A 20,698-nucleotide genomic window follows, 5' to 3' on the forward strand; every position below is an offset into this window, starting at 1 on the left:
CCTCCGCGAACGCGGCGGGCGCGGACAGCAGCGCGAACGGCGATATCGCAGCCGTCGCGGCCGCGACCGCCATGGCACGGCGAAGCTTCATGCAGACCTCGAATAGTCCAGGTGCGCTGTGGGGTGGCAACACGGGTTGAGCGGAGGGCCTCGCGCTGTACGACACGGGTGTGGCCCTTGGTACGCCTGGTTTGATCCGCGAACCCTGTGAAAGGTTGCACTCCGTTTCACAGAATTCTTATGTGGCCTGGGACACACGGGCTTGAGGTCGCGGTCCGGCCATGCAGAAGGGCCCCGCGGGCGTGAGCCGCGGGGCCCTTCTTTGGTCAGCACCGACGTCAGGGCAGCGCCGGTGCCTGGGGAGCGGCGCCGGGGGGTTGCGCCGCTTGCCTGGTGTGCCCTGGGCGACGACCCGGCGCGCAAGGGGCGCACGAATGGTCTCGACCTTTGGCAGTGAGCCAGTGCAAAGAAATGCAGTTGTCTACGGCAGGACTTGGGGCTTGCTAGGCATCGTGCTGGATGGGCGGGACCTCCGCAACCTTTTGACCCGTCCTTGTACGTTTCCTTGGCCCTGTCCGGGACGATCCTGGGTGTTCGTTTCCCGCCGGCCGGCCCCGGGCGTCCCCGGAGCCGACCGTTCTCTTGGGCGACCGGGCTGCTGTCCCCTGCCGTCCGGTCACCTGCCTGGAGCGAGGTCCCACGGCGTACGGCACGATCCGTACGCCTCATCGCTCCAGTGGAGCCACGCGTGGTTCTTCGGGCCCGCCCCTGGCTGGCACGGACATCGGGACCAACGAACCCTTTTGCGCGCCGGTCACGCGCCGTACGGGTGAGAGGAATGCGCACGTCTGTACCGGGAACGCGGTTTCAGATCTTGCCGCGGCACAGCTCCAGCAGGGTCATCGCCAGCGAGGTGCCCGGCTTGCCCAGCGCCTCCCTGTAGTGGGCGAGGATCTCCATCTCGCGGGAGAGGTTCACACGCCGGCCGCCGGAGGCGATCCGGGCCTCCTGGACGACGGCGGAGACCGCCATCCGTTCCTGGATCAGGCCGATGATCCGGTCGTCGAGTGCGTCGATGCGCTCACGGGCGCCGGTGATCGTCTCGGCGGCCTCGCTGGTGTGCGCGCCGGTCTTCTCCGTTGCGGTGGCGGTCATCTCGGGGCTCCTCTGTCAGAAGGGGTCGGAAGGGTCGAGCGGGTTCGGACGGGGTGCCCCGGATCGACCGGACCCGGAAAACGTCAGGCGCCCCGGGCCTAGTCGGCCCGGGGCGCCTGGAAAGTCGCTCGTCAGTTGCTCAAGCGGCACGACCATGGCAGCCGGCGGGCCGGGTGCCATAGGTAAAGACGAAGGTCGTCGCGTGCGTGAGCATGGGGTCAGTATGCCGTGGCCGTCGGTGACGGCCAATCCCGTTCGCATTCTGAGACGGGAGGGGTGCACGTACACCCCGTTAGAATCGGTGGCACAGCCCTTGTCAAGCCGCCGGAAGGCAACCCGTGTCATCAGCGACCCCTGCTGCCGCCGCCCCCGACACCGTCCTGGTCGTCGACTTCGGTGCGCAGTATGCCCAGCTCATCGCCCGTCGCGTCCGCGAGGCCCGGGTCTACAGCGAGATCGTGCCGAGCACCATGCCGGTGGCGGAGATGCTCGCCAAGAACCCGGCGGCGATCATCCTCTCCGGCGGCCCCTCGTCGGTGTACGCGGAGGGCGCCCCGCGCCTCGACCGCGCGATCTTCGAGTCCGGCGTCCCCGTCTTCGGCATGTGCTACGGCTTCCAGCTGATGGCGACGTCGCTCGGCGGCACGGTCGACAACACCGGGGCGCGCGAGTACGGCCGTACGGACCTGCATGTCAGCAAGTCCGGCTCCACCCTCTTCGAGGGCACCCCCGCCGAGCAGTCCGTCTGGATGTCGCACGGCGACGCCTGCTCCGCCGCCCCCGAGGGCTTCAGCGTGACGGCCTCCACGGACGTCGTCCCGGTCGCCGCCTTCGAGAACGACGAGAAGAAGCTGTACGGCGTCCAGTACCACCCGGAGGTCATGCACTCCACGCACGGCCAGCAGGTGCTGGAGCACTTCCTGTACCGCGGCGCCGGGCTGACCCCGAACTGGACCACCGGCAATGTGATCGAGGAGCAGGTCGCCGCGATCCGCGAGCAGGTCGGCGACAAGCGCGCCATCTGCGGGCTGTCCGGCGGCGTGGACTCCGCCGTCGCCGCCGCACTCGTACAGAAGGCCATCGGCTCCCAGCTGACCTGCGTGTACGTCGACCACGGCCTGATGCGCAAGGGCGAGACCGAGCAGGTCGAGAAGGACTTCGTGGCCGCGACCGGCGTACAGCTGAAGGTCGTGGACGCGGAGGAGCGGTTCCTGAAGGCGCTCGCCGGGGTGAGCGACCCGGAGGAGAAGCGGAAGATCATCGGCCGGGAGTTCATCCGCGTCTTCGAGCAGGCGCAGGCCGAGATCATCGCGGACGAGGGTCCGGCGGTGGAGTTCCTCGTCCAGGGGACCCTGTACCCCGACGTGGTCGAGTCCGGTGGTGGCACCGGCACCGCCAACATCAAGTCCCACCACAACGTGGGCGGGCTGCCGGAAGACCTTGAGTTCCAGCTGATCGAGCCGCTGCGCAAGCTGTTCAAGGACGAGGTCCGGATGGTCGGCCAGGAGCTGGGCCTGCCGGACGAGATCGTCCAGCGTCAGCCGTTCCCCGGTCCGGGGCTGGGTATCCGTATCGTCGGCGACGTGACCAAGGACCGGCTCGACCTGCTGCGCGAGGCCGACGCCATCGCCCGTGAGGAGCTGACCGCGGCCGGCCTCGACCGTGACATCTGGCAGTGCCCGGTCGTCCTGCTCGCGGACGTCCGCAGCGTCGGCGTCCAGGGCGACGGCCGGACGTACGGCCATCCGATCGTCCTGCGCCCGGTCTCCAGCGAGGACGCGATGACGGCCGACTGGTCGCGACTGCCGTACGACGTGCTCGCGAAGATCTCGACGCGGATCACGAACGAGGTCGCGGACGTCAACCGGGTCGTGCTCGATGTGACGAGCAAGCCGCCGGGGACGATCGAGTGGGAGTGAGCCCGCGTTTTTCAGGGGTCACGTGACTTTCTCAGGGCATCAGGTGCGTTTGATGACGCGCAGCGGCTCGCCGGGCTTCCAGACCTCGACGACCAGGTACTTGTCGTCCTCGACGTAGGTCCGTACGACCTCCGTCAGCTCGGTGCGGAAGAGGTGGAACGGCTCCGGCGGTTCCACCTCTTCGCCGTATCCGGCCTTGGTCTCCGGGTCGGTGACCTCGATCGCCCGCCCGCTGATCCGCACATCGCCGCCGCCCATCGACTGCCCCTCCCCGGGGTTCGCCTGGAGCGCGAAACGGGGGTCGCGGCGCAGGTCGAGGGCCTTGAGGGAGTCCGGCATCATGCCGAGCCAGAGCTCGCCGTTCAGGAAGCGGACCTCGAGGCCGGTGGTGCGGGGGGAGCCGTCCTTGCGGAGGGTGGCGAGGATGTGGTGCGTGAAGGCGCCGAAGCGTTCCTCGACGGTCCTGGCCAGGTCGGGTTCCGCGGTGACGAAGGCCGCCCAGTTCGTTGTCATACGGCTCGTTGTCATATGGCGAGTGTGCCGCCGATACCCGACACCTTCTGTCCGATTTCGTTTGCACGCTTCTTCTTTTACACATCACCCCTGTTCTCCTGCGCTGACCGACGGTAACTTCCGCCCCGTAAAGGAACCCAGTGCAGGAGGAACCTATGCACGGGCCCACACCGCCCACCCCGCTGCCCACCGACCGGCTGCAGTTCGCCATGCCGCCGATGCACGAGTCGGTCGACGACGAGCGCCGGCATCGCAAGGAGCGGCTCGCGGGCGCGCTGCGGATCTTCGGGCGGCTCGGCTTCGAGGACGGTGTCTCGGGGCACATCACCGCGCGCGACCCGGAGTACAGCAACTGCTTCTGGGTCAATCCGTTCGGGATGCCGTTCAAGCACGTCACCGTGAGCGACCTGGTGCTCGTCAACGCCGACGGGCAGGTGATCGAGGGCCGCTATCACATCAACCAGGCCGCGTTCACCGTGCACGCACAGGTGCACGCGGCCCGGCCCGACGTCGTCGCGGTCGCCCACTGCCACTCGGTGTACGGGCGGGCACTGTCGGCCCTCGGTGATCTGCTGGACCCGATCACCCAGGAGAGCTGCGCCTTCTACGAGGACCACGCCCTCTACGACGCCTACACCGGGGTCGCCGTGGACGCCGAGGAGGGCCGTCGGATCGCCGGCGCGCTCGCCTCACGCAAGGCGCTGATCCTGCGCAACCACGGGCTGCTGTCGGTGGGGGACTCGGTCGACGCGGCGGCCTGGTGGTTCCTGTCACTGGAGCGGTCCTGCAAGGTGCAGTTGACGGCGAAGGCGGCCGGGCGGCCATTTCTCATCGACCACAAGGCCGCGGTGGCCACGCGGGAGCAACTGGGCGGGGATCTGGTGGCGTGGATCAACTATCAGCCGCTGTGGCAGGACGTCAGTCGCAGTGAGCCGGACTTGTTGTCGTAGGGCGCAGGGGCGTGTTGGGGTGGCGGCTCAAAAGCCTCGTAGCACCGCCGCCTTGGTCATCGCGAACTCCTCGTCGGTGAGGACACCGTCGCGGTGCAGCTCGCCCAGTTCCCGCAGCCGTCGCAGGAGTACGTCGTGGTGGTCGGCCTGCGGCGGTACGGCGGCCGTCAGTTGGCGGCGGGCGGTGTACTCGCTGTAGGCGCTTCCCGTGCGGGTCGACGGGTGCGGCAGTCTCGCGGTGACCGCGGTGGCGACCAGCGCCGTGAGCAGATCGCGGCGGGCGCTGCCCCACAGGTCCAGGGCGAAGGGGTCCTTCTCCGGCGGCAGTTTGGAGAACACCGTCTCGCGGGTCACGAAGCGCAGGAAGCCGTCCTCGTAGCCGGAGTTGGGCAGCCACTCGACCTGTTCGAGATCGCCGATGTTGATGATCCGTGGGCCCGTCGCGCGTTTGACGCGGTCGGAGGTGTCGGACCAGTCGATGCGCACCTGTGTGCCGTCGAAGGACACGGTGCCGTCGGAGGAACGGACCGAGACGGGGACCGGCGGCCCCGGCAGCAGATAGGTCTTGGTCGGGTCGCCCGGGATCTGGTCGAGGAGCAGCGCGCGGCGGATCTCCTCGGCCACGTACTCGGCGACTCCCGAGCGGTCGATGTCCACGACCAGCCGGTAGGGGTCGGCCGCGTCGGGCAGCCGGCCGCCCGTCGCCTGGAGGAGGGGGTCGGCGCCTTCTCTCAACCGCATCCGGAGCCGGCCGCGCTTGCGTTCGGGCTCGAAGACGATGCCGGAGACGGCCTCCAGCGGCACGGCGATCTCTCCGTACGTCTGCCGGAACAGTGGCACGGAGCGGTGCAGGCCTGGCGTGATCCTGACCGTGCTGCCGTCGAAGGCCCAGGTCCCGTCGCGCTGGATGATCTCGGCCATAGGGAAATTCTCGCAGCAGGGTCAACACGGCGGGCCTCTCTTTCACCTCGGTGACCTGACCTGCCGGATGGGGGGTGGGTGAGGTAGGGCACAATTCGCTGTCGTCGTGGGGGAGTCGTGGGGCGGGGCCCTGTTCGTCGGGTTCGCCGGATTCGTGGGTTCGTGGGTTCGTTCGGGGTCTGAGGAGGATGCGTGGCGGTGCAGGAGGCGAGACAGGGTGGGGGCGCTGACTCGGGCGGGCCGGCGGGCGGGCACCGGGGTGGCTGCACCTGTGGTGACTGTCCGCACGGGGCCCGTGCGGGGCATCGGCGGGCCGTCGCCGAATTCCTGCTGAAGCGGGACGAGTTCGCGGCGGGGCACGGCCTGCCCGCCGCCGTGGCCCACTCCGCATCGGCCTCCCGCCAGTGGGTCTCCGAGGAGTTGGCCCAGTCCGCCGAACTCGTCGCGGAACGCGGCCGTGCCGAGGGTGACGCCTGGCTCATCCGCCTGTGGTGGCGTACGTCCTGTGCGGTGGGGGCGCTGGCCGTGCTGCTGTTGCTCGCCCAGGCGCTCACCGCGATCGGTGCGGGCTGGACGAGCGCACGCACCGCCGGGCTGCTCGCCGCGCTGGTCATGGCCGGTGCCTTGACGGCGGCTTCGTGGTTCCACCGGGCGCGCGGCGGTGCGCTCGCGCCGGTCATCGGTGAGGACAACCGGCTGTCCACGTCGCGTGCGGTGGCCGGGGCGTGGGTGCTGTTCGTGGCGTACGCCGTGCTGTTGCTGGCCGGCCGTCTCGCGGCCGCCTCCGGGCATGAGGAGCGTGACGCGCTGATCGCCGGGCTCGAACTCGCCCGGGGCGCGGGGGTCGTGACCGTGCTCGCCGTGGTCTGCGGGATCGCGGTGCTGGTGCGGCGGATTGTCGGGATGCGGGTGCTGGGGCAGCGGCTGCAGAAGGCACGGGCGGACCGGCCACGGGCCGCCGATCTGCTGACGGACGATTCGGGACGGGGGTCGTTCGCCGACCTTCAGTACGTCGTGATCAGCGGGGTCGCGTTGCTGTTCGCGGCGGTGCGGCTGGCGCGACGACCGGATCAGCTGCCCGATCTGCCGTGGGGGCTGGCGGTCGTCGTGCTGATCTCGGCGGCGACGTATGTGGCGGGGAAGTATGCGGAAGGGGGTCGGCCGGTGATCCTTTCGGTCGTGCGGTCCCGGGAGGCCGGCGCTCTGGACGCTCCCATCCGCACCGGCGACGACATCGAGATCCGGGGAGCCGGATTCGTGCCGCCGGGGGCGCAGGGCGCGGACCGGTTGTCGCGGATGGTCGTCCGGATCGGCGCGGTACATGTGCATGTGCCGCTGGTGCCGGTGACCGGCGGGTTCAGCAACCCCACAGACGCGGTGCTCACGGTGCCGGTGCCGGTGGATGTGGAGCCCGGCCGGCTGGACGTGCAGGTGGTCACGGCCGCGGGGGTCGAGACGAATCGGTACGCGATCGATGTGACGGAGTGACGCGGAAGCTGGACCAAGTCGGAAAAACTGGCCTGGACGAGGTTGAGCGGGGCAGCCTCTTCGTGCGTATCGTCTTTTGAGGGGTCACGTCACAGCGGGCGAGAGGCGGCTACGAGCGATGACTCACGGCATTCGTACGGACACGCACTCCCCTTATCTGGACGGCGACCGCAACTGGCGGGACACCGCCACCCGCTACGCCCTGCTACCGCTCCGTGTCTTCCTCGGCGTCACCTTCATCTACGCGGGCCTGGACAAACTCACCGACAGCGCCTTCATGAAGGACTCCGGTTCCGGGTCAGTCGGCGATCTGATGCGTACGGTGCGTGACTCGTCGGCGATCCCGGCCCTGGTCGACCAGGCGCTGAAGAACCCCGTCGGCTTCGGCTACGCCATCGCCTTCGGCGAGCTGGCCGTCGGCATCGGGACACTGATCGGCCTGCTCTCCCGCATCGCCGCGCTGGGCGGTGCGCTCATCTCCCTCAGCCTGTGGCTGACCGTGAGCTGGGCCACCGAGCCCTACTACTACGGCAATGACCTCGCCTACCTGATGGCCTGGCTGCCCCTCGTCCTCGCGGGCGCGCCCATGCTGTCGTTGGACGCCGCGCTACGGGGGCGACGACGACAGCGGGCGGGGGCATACCGGTAACCCTCAGCCGGCCTGCGTGGGGTTGTGGCTCGGTGCCTCCGGCTGGGCCTCCGTAGGGCCGGGTGCGCCGGTTCGGCGTCTGCGGCGGCGTATGCCCCGGGTCAGGCCACCCACCGTGGCTGCCAGGCAGAAGCCGACGATGACGAGCGGTATCACCGCGAACCACGGTGTCTCCCAGGCGCCGCCCGCGTCGCCGGCGTAGATGATGCCCGCGAGGGTCAGGAAGGCGCCGGCGACCAGTCGGCCGGGCTGGACCTCATGACGTAGCACGGCTCACCTCCGCCTGTCCGACGCCGACCCGGAGAACGAGGTCGAGTGTGCCGGTGCTCTTGGTGCCCGAGGGCGGTGTGAGGGTCAGTTCCTTGTGTCGGCCCGGTTCCACGTCCACGTCCTGTTGTTTGTCGCCCGGCAGCTGGATGTCGCCCACGCCCACGTCGATGGTCACCTTCACGGTCACGTCCTTCGGCACGATCACCTTCAGCCGGCCCACGCCGACATCGGCGCCCGTGTCGACCGTTCCGCCCTTGGCGAGGGGCACTCCGGTCAGGTCGAGCGTGCCGACGCCTGTGCCCAGCTCGTAGTGCTGCCGCACGTCCGCCGCCGCGGTGGGGCGCCATGTCTCCTGTATCCACTGCGTGCTGATGTCCTTCGGTATCGCGGCCGACGCGGCGAGCAGGCCCGCCGTGATGACCGCGAGGAAGACCGAACCGGCTCCCGTGCGGCCCAGGAACGCGCTGACGGCTATGCCCAGGCCGAGGACGATGAGCGCGCAGGCGAGCCCGGTCTGGAGGCTGGTGCCGAGGGGGTGCTCGTCCCAGGTGAGGCGGGTGCCCAGGCCGCAGGCGAGGAGGGCCAGCAGGAAGACCCAGCCGCCGATCCAGCGGGGGCCGCGCGGACGCGGTGCCCGGACGGGTGCGCGGCGGCGTAGGTCGTCGGGGCTGTTGCCCCATGGGCCGAGGCCGATGTTGACGGCTGCCGCGATGTCGCGCGCGCGGGAGTCCCCCGGGCCCCAGAGATAGCCCGTCCCGCCCTCGTGCGTGCCGTCCTTGACGATGGGGTCGCGCCACCAGGACGGGTAGGCGGTGGGGACTGGCGGGGCCTGGGCCTCCGGCGGGGCGTCCGCGACCGCCTGGGCGGCCAGGGGGTCGGGGTCGGGGGTGCCGCGGTGCCGGGACCAGTAGGCGGCGCCCGCGAGAAGCAGGGAGAGAACCACGGCGAAGGTCAGTACCCCGCCGTTGTTCAGCAGGGTCAGGAACACCCCGCAGCCCACCAGCGCGAACAGCACGGCCGTCAGCGCCTGGCCGTCGACCCGGCCGGTCAGCAGCTTGCGCACCTCGTTCTGCTCCTCGTCCTCGTACGGGACGAAGAGCCAGGCGAAGCCGTAGAAGATGAGACCGAGGCCACCGGTCGCGGACAACACCGCCAGAGTGATCCGGAAGATCACCGGGTCCATGTCACACTGCCGCCCGAGCCCAGCACACACCCCGGCCAGCATCTTGTTCGGCCGGTCCCGCCGGAAGCGGTGGGGCGGACCGGGGACGTCGGCGGGCTGGCCGAGCGCGTCGGTGGGTGGGCGGGGTGTGTTGGTCGGCGGGCCGGGTGCGTCGGTCGCCGGGCGGGGTGGATCGGTCGGTCGGCCAGGCGCGTTGGCCGTGGTCAGCGCCTCGTCGCTCGCTCCGGCCGTGGCGGTCGCTCCTTCGGCACCGGCCGCGGCGGTCGCGTCGCTTGCTTCGCGTGCCGTGGTCTGCCCGGGCGTCTGCGCGCCCCCCTTCTCGTACGCGCGAGGCTCCTTTCCCTCGGTGCCGGGCGGGTCCGTGGCGTCCTGCCCGGTGCCCGGGGTGGGGCGTGGGCCGGAGCCGGGTTCCGGACCCGTCGCGGCGTGCTGGTGATCTGTCATGAGTCCATGGTGACGGGCGCAGTGCCTCGGCGGGAGTCGGAACGACCCTGGCCGGACCCTGATATCGGCCCTGAGCCGGGGGCGGGGAAGCGTTCGACGGGGGCGGGTTTCGAAGATCAGGGGAGTCTCGGGGGTCGACCCTGATGCCTCGGCCGTCCGGGCGTGTGAACATCGATGGCATGCCGGAAGCCGCAACAGCGCCACTCGTAGAACCGCGGCCGCCGCGCAAGCTCTACCGCAGCAGTGACGGTCGCTGGCTGGGTGGCGTGGCGCGGGGGCTCGCCGGGCATCTCGGGCTGCCTGTGATCTGGGTGCGGCTGGTCTTCGTCGGCCTGTTCATGGCGGACGGCCTCGGCGCTCTGCTCTATGCCGCGTTCTGGTTCTTCGTGCCGCTCGGCGTCGGCGGCGTCGAAGCCCAGCGGCCCCCCTCCCTCGTCGGCACGGAAACCTCGCCCGACGGCCGCCGCAGACTCGTCGCCCGCAAGCCGGACAAGGGCCAGATCGTCGCCCTGCTCCTCATGGTCGTCGTGGCCATGGTCTTCGTCGGCAGTGTGAATCTCGGCAGCGGCGCCCAGGCGTATCTCGTGCCGGCCGTGCTCGTCGGCGCGGGCGTCGCCCTCGTCTGGCGCCAGGCGGACAACGCCCGCCGGGCCCGCTGGGTCGAGGCCGGCCGCCGCAAGCGCACGCTCAACCTGCTGCGGGCCGTGGGCGGCGTGCTGCTGGTCACGGCCGGCGTCTCCGGCATCTTCGTCCTGCAGGGCTCCGCCGCCCACCTCGGCTCGGTCCTGCAGGCGGCCCTCGCGGTCCTCGTCGGGATAACGCTCCTCGCCGGTCCCTACCTCGTGCGCATGACCCAGGACCTGTCCGAGGAGCGCCTGATGCGCATCCGCGCCCAGGAGCGCGCCGAAGTCGCCGCGCACGTCCACGACTCGGTGCTGCACACCCTGACCCTGATCCAGCGCAACGCGGAGAACGCCAGCGAGGTGCGCCGCCTCGCCCGAGCCCAGGAGCGCGACCTGCGCACCTGGCTCTACAAACCCGAGGGCACCGGCAAGGACGAGGCCGACGAACCCACCACCCTCGCCGACGCCGTGCGGCGCAACGCGGCCGAGGTCGAGGACAAGCACGGCGTCCCCATAGAGGTCGTCGTGGTCGGCGACTGCCCACTCGACGAGAGAATCGGCGCACAAATGCAGGCCGCACGCGAGGCGATGGTGAACGCCGCCAAGTACGGTGGCGAGGGCGGCGCCGTCCAGGTCTTTGCCGAAGTGGAGGGGAAGACGGTCTTCGTGTCCGTCCGGGACCGTGGACCGGGCTTCGATCTCGACTCGATACCCGCCGACCGTATGGGTGTCAGAGAATCGATCATCGGCCGCATGGAGCGCAACGGCGGTTCGGCCCGGCTGCGTGCGGTGCCGGACGGCGGCACAGAGGTCGAGCTGGAGATGGAGAGGGCGGAGAAGACGACATGAGCGACCCGACCGAGAAGAGCGGTACGGCGGGAGCGGCGGAGTCGGCCGAGTCCGCCCAGGCGGGCGGCGGCGAGCGCCGGGTCCGCGTGGTCCTCGTCGACGACCACCGCATGTTCCGTACCGGCGTACAGGCCGAGATCGGACAGACCGAGCAGACCGGCGTCGAAGTCGTCGGCGAGGCCGCGGACGTCGACCAGGCGGTCACGGTCATCACCGCGACCCGGCCCGAGGTCGTCCTCCTCGACGTGCACCTCCCGGGTGGCGGCGGGGTCGAAGTGCTGCGCCGCTGCGCCCCGTTGATGGCGGACGCCGAGCAGCCCGTCCGCTTCCTCGCCCTGTCCGTCTCGGACGCGGCGGAGGACGTGATCGGCGTGATCCGGGGCGGCGCGCGGGGCTACGTCACCAAGACCATCACCGGCACGGATCTCGTCAACTCCATCTTCCGCGTCCAGGAGGGCGACGCCGTCTTCTCCCCGCGCCTGGCCGGGTTCGTCCTCGACGCCTTCGCCTCCACCGACGCCCCGCCGGTCGACGAGGACCTCGACCGCCTCACCCAGCGCGAGCGCGAGGTACTGCGCCTGATCGCCCGTGGCTACGCCTACAAGGAGATCGCCAAGCAGCTGTTCATCTCCGTGAAGACGGTCGAGTCCCATGTCTCCGCGGTGCTGAGGAAGCTCCAGCTGTCCAACCGACATGAGCTGACCCGGTGGGCGACGGCACGGCGGCTGGTCTGATCACGGACGGTTCTGAGGACGGACAGGGCGGTACGGGCGCCGCGGTTCAGTGGTGGCCCGGCCGCGGCGCCGGGCCCAGTGCCCGCACGGCCCAGCGGTAGTGCCGTACGGCCTTGACCACGCCTATCAGACCCGTCAGCCACAGGATCGTGCCGATGCCCATGTCGAGCGCGACATCGCTGTAGCGCGTCCGGTCCGGCTCCGCACCGACCGCCGAGGCGAACGACGCCCACAGGCCGATCACGCAGAGCACGACGGAGGAGAGCAGCCAGAAGAGGCTGAGGCCGGGGGAGCGGAGACCGGCGTCGGTCGCCGGGTCACTGTCCAACTGCAGCCAGGCGTCGAGGAGTTGCCGTATGCGATGGTCGCGGCGGATGGCGTGGGCCAGGGTGATGACGGACGGGGACAGGGCCGCGAGGCCGAGCAGCGCGAAGACGGGGCCGAGGAGGAAGCCGAGCGGATCCCGCTCCTCCAGCTGCTGCAGCGGGATCACCAGCAGCGCCCACCCGATGATCGCGGAGAGCGCCAGCAGCCACAGCAGCAGTACCCGGTGGACCCCGATGCTGCACCGGTGCAGCTCCTCCAGCGCCCGCCCCCGGTCCGCCAGCAGGGCTTCCCGGTCCGGCCACATCCTGCTGTGCGGCGGTGGGGGAGGCGGCGGCAATGGGGAGCGCGGCATCGACACCTTCTCGGGGCACGGGACGTCGTACGAAGCGTTTCGCAGACGCTACCGTGCCGACGTGGGCATGCCACGCCCTGTGGTGTGCCGACGGACACCTTCACGCCACCCGCGTCGCCCCCGCGAACGGCATCTCGTCGATGGGAGCCAGCCGTACCGGCGCCGAGGGGTTGGGGGCGTGGATCATCTGGCCGTTGCCGACATAGAGGCCGACATGACTGATGCCGGAGTAGAAGAACACCAGGTCGCCCGGGAGGAGTTCGGCGCGGGAGACACGGCGGCCGGCGTCGATCTGGGCGTAGGTCGTCCGGGGCAGGGAGATGCCCGCGGAGCGGTACGCGGCCTGCATGAGGCCCGAGCAGTCGAAGGCGTCGGGGCCGGTCGCGCCCCACACATAAGGGCTGCCGAGCTTCTGGTAGGCGTACGAAACGGCGGAGGCCGCACGGGCGTTGGGCGCCGTCACCGGTCCCGTCAGGCCGTCCCGTGCGCCCGTACGTGAGGCCCGTCCGGCGTCCTCGAGCCGGGCCCGCTCCTCGGCCGTCAGCCGGGACAGCAGCCGCCGGGCCGCGTCCAGCTTGCCGGTGATCGTCTTCTTGTGCCGCTTCAGCTCGGTCTGCCGGGACGTCAGCGAGGCCAGCTCGATGTGCGCGGCGCCCCGCAGCTGCTCGATCTCGCGCAGCTGCTCGCGTACCCGGGCGACGGACGCGGCCTGACGGCTGCCCGCGCGTTCGGCGAACTCGGCGCCCTGGAGGTATCCGTCCGGGTCGGCGGAGAGCGCGAGCCGGAGCGCGGGGTCGAGGCCGCCGTCGCGGTACTGTGCCGCCGCCATCGAACCCAGCGCTTCCCGCTCGGAGTTGAGGCCGTCCGTCTTGCGCGCCGCCTCGCCCCGCAGGTCCCGCAGGCGCTGCTCGGCCGCCTCCGCCTTCTCCGTCGCGCCGTTGTACTTCTCGGTGGCGACCTCCGCCTCCTGGTACAGCTTGTCCACCTTCGCCTTGACCTGAGCGGGCGTCAGCTCCGGCTCCGCATGCCCGGTCCCGTCCAGACCGGTCGCGGTCGCGGCGCCCGCGAGGGCGATCGTGGCGGCCGTACGGACCGAGGTGCCGCCGGAGGAACGCTGTCGGGGCTTGCGGTGCGCTGCCACGTGGACCTGCACGTCCTTTCGTACGACCGCCGGTGCGTGGGGGCGTCGGCGGCTCTGCGTCCGGCGGCGGCCCGCACAGGGGGAGCGGACCGCCGCCGGACCTTCTCGGCGGGGTGATCGACTGCCGCCCCTGGCCCGGGCGGCGGTGGGGAGCCGGTCACCTGGGGGAGGACGCTAAACCCGGGTGTGTCGGACGGGTGACGCATTGCGCGGAACTGACGCGAGCGGACCGGGCGGTGACCGTAAGTGATCGTGATCCCGATCCGGGGCCGTCGACTTCACGCAGTGTGGTGACCGAAGTGAGGATTCCGGGACTCCCGGGGATGACGGGCTGCTATGGACCGCATATATGCACCGTCCGCGCGAAGGGCAGGCCGGTGTCATGTGCCCCGTACGCCTCTGATTAGGCTCCGGCCTCATGGACGTACTCATCCATCTCTTCGTCGGCCTGCACATCATCGGCATCGCCGCCCTGCTCGGCGGCTTCTTCACCCAGATGAAGGCGATGGGCCAGGGCACCGCCCGCTTCGTCCCCGCGATGCTGCACGGCGCGCTGACGATGCTGGTCACCGGCGCGGTCCTGGTCGGCCTCAACCAGGCCGACGATCAGGCCGTCAACAACATCAAGATCGGTGTGAAGCTGGCGCTGCTGGTCGTGATCCTCGGGCTCGTCTATGTGAAGCGCGACGACGAGCAGGTGGAGAAGCCGCTGTTCGGCCTGGTCGGACTGCTGACCACGGCGAACGTCTTCATCGCGGTGCTGTGGACCTGACGTCCTGCGGTGCGGCGGCGGAGGTGGCGGCGGCCCGCGTGGCCGTGATCATGCCGGCGGCGACCGCGAGCCAGGCGGCCACCGCGATCCACAGCAGCACCTCACCCAGCCCGTCCAGCCACGGCACATCGAGGGCGGAGGACACGGAGAGCGTCGCCGCCGCCGTCATCCCCAACGGGAAGACGGTCGCCCAGCGACGCACGTCGTAGCGCAGCCGGGGGCGGACGAACTCGGCGACGAGCAGGACGGCGTACCAGGCCAGGTCGAGCACGAGCACCACGGCGGTCATGAAGCGCAGGACGCCGTCGTTGTCGTCGTTCCAGAGGTACAGGGCCGCGCTGTCGGCGGCGACGATTTTCGACCCGGCGAGCGCGGAGATGGCGAGCGCGCCGCCGGCGACCCAGTGATCACCGGCCCCTTCGGCCACCTGCCGCAGATCGAAGCAGGCCAGCGCGACGCAGTACAGCACAAGACCCAGCCAGAACAGCACCATCGCCGCCCGCGCGAGCCAGGCCGCCCCCTCGGCAGCGGCCAGCGTGGCGCCGAGCACCGCGAGCCCCTGCGTGGCCACGCAGCCCAGGAACACCGCGCCCGGCATACGCCGCCGCCAGTGCCGTACGACGGCGACGAGCAGCACCGGGCACAGCACGGCGGCCAGCGCGAGCAGCGCCTCGGCGAGCGGCTGCCAGTCCAGGGCGGAGAAGCGGGTGCCGAGGACCGTCGTCGCCGCCACGGCGGTGAGAGCGCCCGGCGTCGCCGCCTCGGCGACCCACCTCTCCCGCTGCCGCAGCAGCCGTACGACGAAGTCCGCGGCCAGCCCCAGCCACGCCGCGCAGGCCACCGCGAGGGCGATACGGGACAGGACCTCGTACCCCGTCAGATGCAGACCGACCGACACGATGCCGGTCGCCATCACGGCGGCACCGGCCGCCGGTGAGCGCTGTGCCCACCAGGCGCGGAGGGGAGAGGGGCGGGGCATGGCCCCGATGGTAGGGAGCGGCACGCGCCTTGAGAGCGGGGCACGCGCGCGTGCGTACGGAAAACGCACGAGCGCGTGCGCACGGGAAACCCCGGTGCCGCGTCCCTGTCCTGTCAGGCGGGCCGTACCACGCTGTGGATCGACGACTCACCGTCGTAGTAGATCGACTCCTCACGCACATAGGCCCCCGGCTTCGGCGCGTGGATCATCATCCCGTTGCCGATGTAGATGCCGACGTGGCTGATGTCGTCGTAGAAGAAGACCAGGTCGCCGGGTTGGGCGGCGGAGAGGGAGACGGTCGTGCCGGCGTTCACCTGGTCCCAGGTGGTGCGCGGGAGGGAGATGCCGGCGGCGTTCCACGCGGCCTGGGTGAGGCCGGAGCAGTCGTAGGAGTCGGGGCCCGTGGCGCCCCAGACGTACGGCTTGCCGATCGTGGAGCGGGCGAAGGCGAGGACCTTCTCGGCCTTCGTGGCGTACGAGGAGTCGGCCACGGAGGTGTCGGAGGACTCCGACGTGCCGGTGCCGCTCTCCTGCTGCCGTTGCGCCTCCTCCTGGGCCGCCGCCTCCGCCGCGGCCTGCTGCCTGGCGAGTTCCGCGGCCTTGCGCTCGGCCTCCTGCTGCTTCTGCCGCTCGATCTCCGCGAGCCGCGCCTTCTCCTCGGCGGTCAGCTTCGACAGCAGCTCGCGTGCGTCGGCCAGCTTCTGCTGGACGGTCGTCTTGGCGGTCTTCAGGTCGCCCTGCGACTCGGTGAGCGTCTCCAGGCTCGCGGTGGCTTCCCGGCGCTTCTCCATCGTCGCGGACTGCTGCGTGACGAAGTCGTCGACCGCCTCCTTCTGACGGCCGGTCATCCGGTCCATCAGCTGGGTCTGGTCGAAGTAGTCCTGCGGGGTGTCCGCGAGCAGGAAGGTCGCCGTGTCGGGGGCGGAGGCGCCGGTGCGGTACTGGGCCGAGGCGAAGGAACCCAGTTCCTCGCGCGCCTCGTTGAGCTTCTGCGTGCGCTGCGCGACGTCGTCGAGGAGGGTGTCGACGCGCTTGCGCTGCTTGGTGGTCTTCTCTTTCGCCGAGTTGTACTTCTCGGTCGCCGACTCGGCCTGGCGGTAGAGGTCGTCGACCTTCTTCTCGACCTCTTCGAGACTCGGCTTGTCGTCGGCCGGGGGAGCGGCGTTGGCCGACTGGGACAGCAGGGCCACGGAGGTGAGGGCCGCCGTGGCGAGGGCGGGGGTCCGTATGCCTGCGACGCGCGAACCCGAAGGACGCGACTTGCGGTGCGACGCCAAGGGAGGCGACTCCTTCCATCTTCCGCCTACCGAGTTAGCTGTCGGGTTCGGGCGGGTGGTTCGGAAGGGTTGCCCTACGACCGCTTCCCGAAGGGAAGTCCGGTCGATTCACCCCAAGTTCGGTGGGTCCCCGGCTCCGGTCTGCCCAGCGGGCGCGCCGGACTCGGCGGAGGCCGTACGGCCCGGCGACGTTCGCCGGTAGGGGTCGTGCGGCCTGGAGGAACGCTAGCCAACTCGTGTGGCCCCTGTGAAGGTTGATGGGCGAAATGCCCGATACATTTTCGTGACCTTAGCCTGGGGCGTCGCTCGCCGTGGTCAATACGCAGGGGTCTGCGGCGAGTTGCTCGTATTTTGTCCGGAGTGACAGCGTCCGCCCGCTTCGGGGCGGTAGCTTCCAGCCAGCCACGGTCGGGAGCCGTGGCGGCTGAGAGGGAGTACGGCCATGAGGACACGCACCGCACTCGTCATCGCCACAGGAGTCGCACTCACCGCCACCGCGGGCATCGCACCCGCGAGCGCAGGCGCCGGACAGGACAGCCACACCGGCGGCAAACCCGTCGTCCGCGTGATCGCGAAGGGCCTCGACAATCCGCGCCAGCTGTCGTACGACCACGGGCGCCTGTACGTCGCCGAGGCCGGCCGCGGCGGCAAGCAGTGCATCGGGGAGGGGCCGGAGGGCGAGACCTGCATCGGCCTCTCGTCGGCCGTCACCAAGATCTACTGGAACGGGGGCGCATGGAAGCACTACAGGGTGGTGCAGGGCCTGCCCTCGGCCGCCGCCCCGGACGGCGGCTTCGCGACCGGCGTCGACGGCGTCTCCGCGCGGCACGGCAAGCTCTGGGGCGTCGAGACCTTCGCCCCGCCGGAAGCCGGAGTGCCCACGACGCCGCCCTGGAACAAGCTCGGCAAGCTGCTGAAGATCACCCACGGCAAGGCGAAGATCGCCGCGGACATCGCGGCCGTAGAGCTGAAGCACAACCCGCACAAGGCATCCGTGGAGTCCAACCCGTACGCCGTCCTCGCGCTCCCCGACGGCCGCAAGATCGTCGCGGACGCCGCCGGGAACGACCTGATCGAGGTCTCGCCGTCCGGCCGGGCCCGCCCCTTCACCGTCTTCCCGGACCACGACAAGAACCAGTCCGTCCCGACCTCCCTGGTGCTCGGCCCCGACGGCAAGCTCTACGTCGGCGAGCTCAACGGCGAGACCGAGAAGCCCACCGCGCGCGTGTGGCAGGTCGACCCCTGGACCGGCAAGATCCTCGGCTGGAAGTCCGGCTTCGGCTCGATCACCGGCCTCGCCGTCAACGACAAGGGCGACCTGTACGTCAGCCAGCTCTTCGCCGGCGTCGTCACCAAGGTCTCCCACGGCAAGCGGACGAACGTGAAGGTGCCGTTCCCGGCGGGCGTGGCCGTCGACCCGTACGACGGCAAGGTCTATGTCTCGGCCTGGTCCGTCGCCGACCGGGACGGAACGGATCTGGGGCAGGGGAGGACGCCGGGCGGCCAGGTCTGGAAGATCCTCGGCTTCTGAGCCGGCCGGCCTTCTTCTGGGCCGACTGAGGGTTCGCACACTCTGAGACCCTTGGGGCTTGGAATTCGGCGATGTTCTCAGGGCGGCGGCGGGCTGTCAGTGGGGCGCCCTAAACTCGGAGAGCGATGAGCAGCCTCTTTGATGACAGCTTCCTGGCGGACCTCCAGGCCCCGCGGGCCCATGCGGAGGAACCCCCGCCGCCGCCCGAGGACGATCATGTGCCGGAGCCGGTTCCGGACGATCTGTTCGGCGGGAAGTTCGACGCGCCGCCGGACCGGGACGCGTACTACCGGGACGGCGCCCACCGCCCGGCGGTGGACCCGGCCGCGCTCCTGGACGGGCTGAACGAGAACCAGCGAGCGGCCGTCGTCCACTCCGGCTCCCCGCTGCTCATCGTGGCCGGCGCCGGCTCCGGCAAGACGCGCGTGCTGACGCACCGCATCGCGTACCTGCTCGGCGAGCGCAAGGTGCACCCCGGCCAGATCCTCGCGATCACCTTCACCAACAAGGCCGCCGGTGAGATGAAGGAGCGCGTCGAGCAGCTCGTCGGCCCGCGCGCGAACGCGATGTGGGTGATGACCTTCCACAGCGCATGCGTACGCATCCTGCGCCGCGAGTCGAAGAAGCTCGGCTTCACGTCATCCTTCTCGATCTACGACGCCGCCGATTCCAAGCGTCTGATGGCCCTGGTCTGCCGCGACCTGGACCTCGACCCCAAGCGCTACCCGCCCAAGTCCTTCAGCGCCAAGATCAGCAACCTCAAGAACGAGCTGATCGACGAGGAGGACTTCGCCGCCCAGGCCACCGACGGCTTCGAGAAGACCCTCGCCCAGGCATACGCGATGTACCAGTCGCGCCTGCGCGAGGCCAACGCCCTCGACTTCGACGACCTGATCATGACGACGGTCAACCTGCTGCGCGCCTTCCCGGACGTCGCCGAGCACTACCGCCGCCGCTTCCGGCACGTCATGGTCGACGAGTACCAGGACACCAACCACGCGCAGTACGCCCTGGTACGCGAACTCGTCGGCACCGGCGAGCACGACGAGGACGTACCGCCCGGCGAGCACGACCTGCTCCCCGCCGAACTGTGCGTCGTCGGTGACGCCGACCAGTCGATCTACGCCTTCCGCGGCGCGACCATCCGCAACATCCTCCAGTTCGAGGAGGACTACCCGGACGCGACGACGATCCTGCTGGAGCAGAACTACCGCTCCACCCAGACCATCCTCACCGCCGCCAACGCCGTCATCGAGCGCAACGAGTCCCGCCGCCCCAAGAACCTGTGGACCAACGCGGGCGCGGGCGCGCGCATCACCGGCTATGTCGCCGACACCGAGCACGACGAGGCGCAGTTCGTCGCCGAGGAGATAGACCGCCTCACGGACGCGGGCGACGCGAAGGCCGGCGACGTCGCGGTCTTCTACCGTACGAACGCCCAGTCCCGTGTCTTCGAAGAGGTCTTCATCCGCGTCGGCCTGCCCTACAAGGTCGTCGGCGGCGTCCGCTTCTACGAGCGCAAGGAGGTCCGGGACGTCCTGGCCTACCTGCGCGTGCTCGCCAACCCCGAGGACTCGGTCCCGCTGCGCCGCATCCTGAACGTGCCCAAGCGGGGCATCGGCGACCGCGCCGAGGCGATGATCGACGCTCTCTCGCAGCGCGAGAAGATCAGCTTCCCGCAGGCGCTGCGCCGCGTCGACGAGGCGTACGGCATGGCCGCGCGGTCGACGAACGCGGTCAAGCGGTTCAACGTGCTCATGGAGGAGCTCCGTACGATCGTCGAGTCGGGCGCGGGACCCGCGACCGTCCTTGAGGCCGTCCTCGAACGCACCGGCTACCTCGCCGAGTTGCAGGCCTCCACCGACCCGCAGGACGAGACCCGGATCGAGAACCTCCAGGAACTCGCCGCCGTGGCCCTGGAGTTTGAGCAGGAGTCCGGGGAGGGAGAGGCCGCGGGCGGACTCTCCGACTTCCTGGAGCGCGTCGCCCTGGTCGCCGACTCCGACCAGATCCCCGACGAGGACGAGGAAGGCGCGGGCGTCATCACCCTGATGACCCTGCACACCGCCAAGGGCCTCGAATTCCCCGTCGTGTTCCTGACCGGCATGGAGGACGGCGTCTTCCCGCACATGCGCGCCCTCGGCCAGACCAAGGAACTGGAGGAGGAGCGGCGCCTGGCGTACGTCGGCATCACGCGCGCGCGTGAGCGCCTGTATCTGACGCGGTCCGCCATGCGGAGCGCGTGGGGGCAGCCGTCGTACAACCCGCCCTCGCGCTTCCTGGCGGAGATCCCGGACCAGCACGTGGACTGGAAGCGGACCGGTCCCTCCGCGGCCCCCGCGGGCCCGGTGTCGGGTGTCGCCGCCTCGCTGTCCTCGTCCCGCTCCCGCTCGTCGGCATCGGGCGCGTCCGGTTTCGCCACGCGACGGACCTCGGAGAAGCCGGTGGTCGCGCTGGCGGTCGGCGACCGGGTCACCCACGACCAGTTCGGTCTCGGCACGGTGATGGCGGTCAAGGGCACCGGCGGCAACGCGGAGGCCACGATCGACTTCGGCGACACCAAGCCGAAGCGGCTGCTGCTGCGGTACGCGCCGGTGGAGAAGCTCTGACGGAGCCGGGCC

18 protein-coding genes and 1 riboswitch are annotated in these 20,698 nt (G+C 70.4%); of the genes, 9 read left to right on the forward strand and 9 right to left on the reverse strand.

The features are described 5' to 3' along the window. Positions 1-867: 867 nt before the first annotated feature. Complete coding sequence (locus ACTWQO_RS44080) at positions 868-1,155, reverse strand: chorismate mutase (protein ID WP_443243021.1); 288 nt, start codon at positions 1,153-1,155, stop codon at positions 868-870. A 338-nt stretch (positions 1,156-1,493) separates the two neighbouring features. On the opposite strand from ACTWQO_RS44080, the gene guaA reads away from it, so the two are divergent. After that, positions 1,494-3,074 (forward strand): glutamine-hydrolyzing GMP synthase, encoded by a 1,581-nt coding sequence (gene guaA, locus ACTWQO_RS44085; RefSeq protein WP_443243022.1) that lies wholly within the window; start codon positions 1,494-1,496, stop codon positions 3,072-3,074. Between the two features lie 39 nt (positions 3,075-3,113). On the opposite strand, the gene ACTWQO_RS44090 is transcribed toward guaA, so the two are convergent. After that, on the reverse strand, positions 3,114-3,587 hold the full coding sequence (locus ACTWQO_RS44090; RefSeq protein ID WP_443243023.1) for a pyridoxamine 5'-phosphate oxidase family protein: 474 nt from the start codon (positions 3,585-3,587) through the stop codon (positions 3,114-3,116). A gap of 155 nt (positions 3,588-3,742) precedes the next feature. Between ACTWQO_RS44090 and ACTWQO_RS44095 the strand changes: the two genes are divergently transcribed. After that, positions 3,743-4,537, forward strand: a complete 795-nt coding sequence (locus ACTWQO_RS44095) for a class II aldolase/adducin family protein (protein WP_443243024.1) — start codon at positions 3,743-3,745, stop codon at positions 4,535-4,537. A 27-nt stretch (positions 4,538-4,564) separates the two neighbouring features. On the opposite strand, the gene ACTWQO_RS44100 is transcribed toward ACTWQO_RS44095, so the two are convergent. Next, complete coding sequence (locus ACTWQO_RS44100; RefSeq protein WP_443243025.1) at positions 4,565-5,458, reverse strand: DUF4429 domain-containing protein; 894 nt, start codon at positions 5,456-5,458, stop codon at positions 4,565-4,567. A gap of 192 nt (positions 5,459-5,650) precedes the next feature. Here ACTWQO_RS44100 and ACTWQO_RS44105 point away from each other — a divergent pair, with 192 nt between their 5' ends. Next, on the forward strand, positions 5,651-6,946 hold the full coding sequence (locus tag ACTWQO_RS44105) for a hypothetical protein (RefSeq protein WP_443243026.1): 1,296 nt from the start codon (positions 5,651-5,653) through the stop codon (positions 6,944-6,946). A 118-nt stretch (positions 6,947-7,064) separates the two neighbouring features. Then, a complete protein-coding gene (locus ACTWQO_RS44110; protein WP_443243027.1) occupies positions 7,065-7,595 on the forward strand; it encodes a DoxX family protein in 531 nt (176 codons plus the stop codon). A gap of 3 nt (positions 7,596-7,598) precedes the next feature. Here ACTWQO_RS44110 and ACTWQO_RS44115 read toward each other — a convergent pair whose 3' ends face one another. Further along, positions 7,599-7,865 carry a hypothetical protein gene (locus tag ACTWQO_RS44115; protein WP_443243028.1) on the reverse strand — a complete coding sequence of 89 codons (267 nt, stop codon included), beginning with the start codon at positions 7,863-7,865 and terminating at the stop codon, positions 7,599-7,601. Continuing rightward, on the reverse strand, positions 7,852-9,492 hold the full coding sequence (locus tag ACTWQO_RS44120; protein WP_443243029.1) for a PspC domain-containing protein: 1,641 nt from the start codon (positions 9,490-9,492) through the stop codon (positions 7,852-7,854). The genes ACTWQO_RS44115 and ACTWQO_RS44120 overlap by 14 nt, the downstream gene beginning before the upstream one ends. A gap of 143 nt (positions 9,493-9,635) precedes the next feature. On the opposite strand from ACTWQO_RS44120, the gene ACTWQO_RS44125 reads away from it, so the two are divergent. After that, positions 9,636-10,964, forward strand: coding sequence for an ATP-binding protein (locus ACTWQO_RS44125; RefSeq protein WP_443243030.1), 1,329 nt, complete (start codon positions 9,636-9,638; stop codon positions 10,962-10,964). Next, positions 10,961-11,698, forward strand: a complete 738-nt coding sequence (locus tag ACTWQO_RS44130) for a LuxR C-terminal-related transcriptional regulator (protein WP_443243031.1) — start codon at positions 10,961-10,963, stop codon at positions 11,696-11,698. Before ACTWQO_RS44125 ends, ACTWQO_RS44130 begins: the two co-directional genes overlap by 4 nt. 46 nt (positions 11,699-11,744) lie before the next feature. On the opposite strand, the gene ACTWQO_RS44135 is transcribed toward ACTWQO_RS44130, so the two are convergent. Both ACTWQO_RS44135 and ACTWQO_RS44140 read right to left on the reverse strand, forming a co-directional pair. Continuing rightward, positions 11,745-12,377, reverse strand: a complete 633-nt coding sequence (locus tag ACTWQO_RS44135; RefSeq protein ID WP_443243032.1) for a hypothetical protein — start codon at positions 12,375-12,377, stop codon at positions 11,745-11,747. Between the two features lie 100 nt (positions 12,378-12,477). After that, complete coding sequence (locus tag ACTWQO_RS44140; RefSeq protein WP_443243033.1) at positions 12,478-13,518, reverse strand: NlpC/P60 family protein; 1,041 nt, start codon at positions 13,516-13,518, stop codon at positions 12,478-12,480. Positions 13,519-13,936: 418 nt separating this feature from the next. Between ACTWQO_RS44140 and ACTWQO_RS44145 the strand changes: the two genes are divergently transcribed. Continuing rightward, a complete protein-coding gene (locus tag ACTWQO_RS44145) occupies positions 13,937-14,290 on the forward strand; it encodes a hypothetical protein (RefSeq protein WP_443243034.1) in 354 nt (117 codons plus the stop codon). On the opposite strand, the gene ACTWQO_RS44150 is transcribed toward ACTWQO_RS44145, so the two are convergent. Together ACTWQO_RS44150 and ACTWQO_RS44155 are read right to left on the reverse strand one after the other, a co-directional pair. Next, complete coding sequence (locus ACTWQO_RS44150) at positions 14,268-15,269, reverse strand: tellurite resistance/C4-dicarboxylate transporter family protein (protein ID WP_443243035.1); 1,002 nt, start codon at positions 15,267-15,269, stop codon at positions 14,268-14,270. The genes ACTWQO_RS44145 and ACTWQO_RS44150 overlap by 23 nt on opposite strands. A gap of 113 nt (positions 15,270-15,382) precedes the next feature. Beyond that, the gene (locus ACTWQO_RS44155) at positions 15,383-16,546 is read right to left on the reverse strand and encodes an NlpC/P60 family protein (RefSeq protein ID WP_443243036.1); all 1,164 of its coding nucleotides are present in this window, start codon (positions 16,544-16,546) and stop codon (positions 15,383-15,385) included. A gap of 8 nt (positions 16,547-16,554) precedes the next feature. Beyond that, a riboswitch (cyclic di-AMP (ydaO/yuaA leader) is annotated at positions 16,555-16,725 on the reverse strand. 263 nt (positions 16,726-16,988) lie between these two features. Here ACTWQO_RS44155 and ACTWQO_RS44160 point away from each other — a divergent pair. After that, entirely contained in the window at positions 16,989-18,077 is a 1,089-nt protein-coding gene (locus ACTWQO_RS44160) for a ScyD/ScyE family protein (RefSeq protein WP_443243037.1), read from the forward strand. A 125-nt stretch (positions 18,078-18,202) separates the two neighbouring features. Beyond that, positions 18,203-20,686: a DNA helicase PcrA gene (gene pcrA, locus ACTWQO_RS44165; RefSeq protein WP_443243038.1), complete on the forward strand. Its 2,484-nt coding sequence runs from the start codon at positions 18,203-18,205 to the stop codon at positions 20,684-20,686. Positions 20,687-20,698: the final 12 nt, after the last annotated feature.

The organism is Streptomyces sp. 4N124 (assembly GCF_052245395.1).
Lineage (GTDB): Bacteria > Actinomycetota > Actinomycetes > Streptomycetales > Streptomycetaceae > Streptomyces.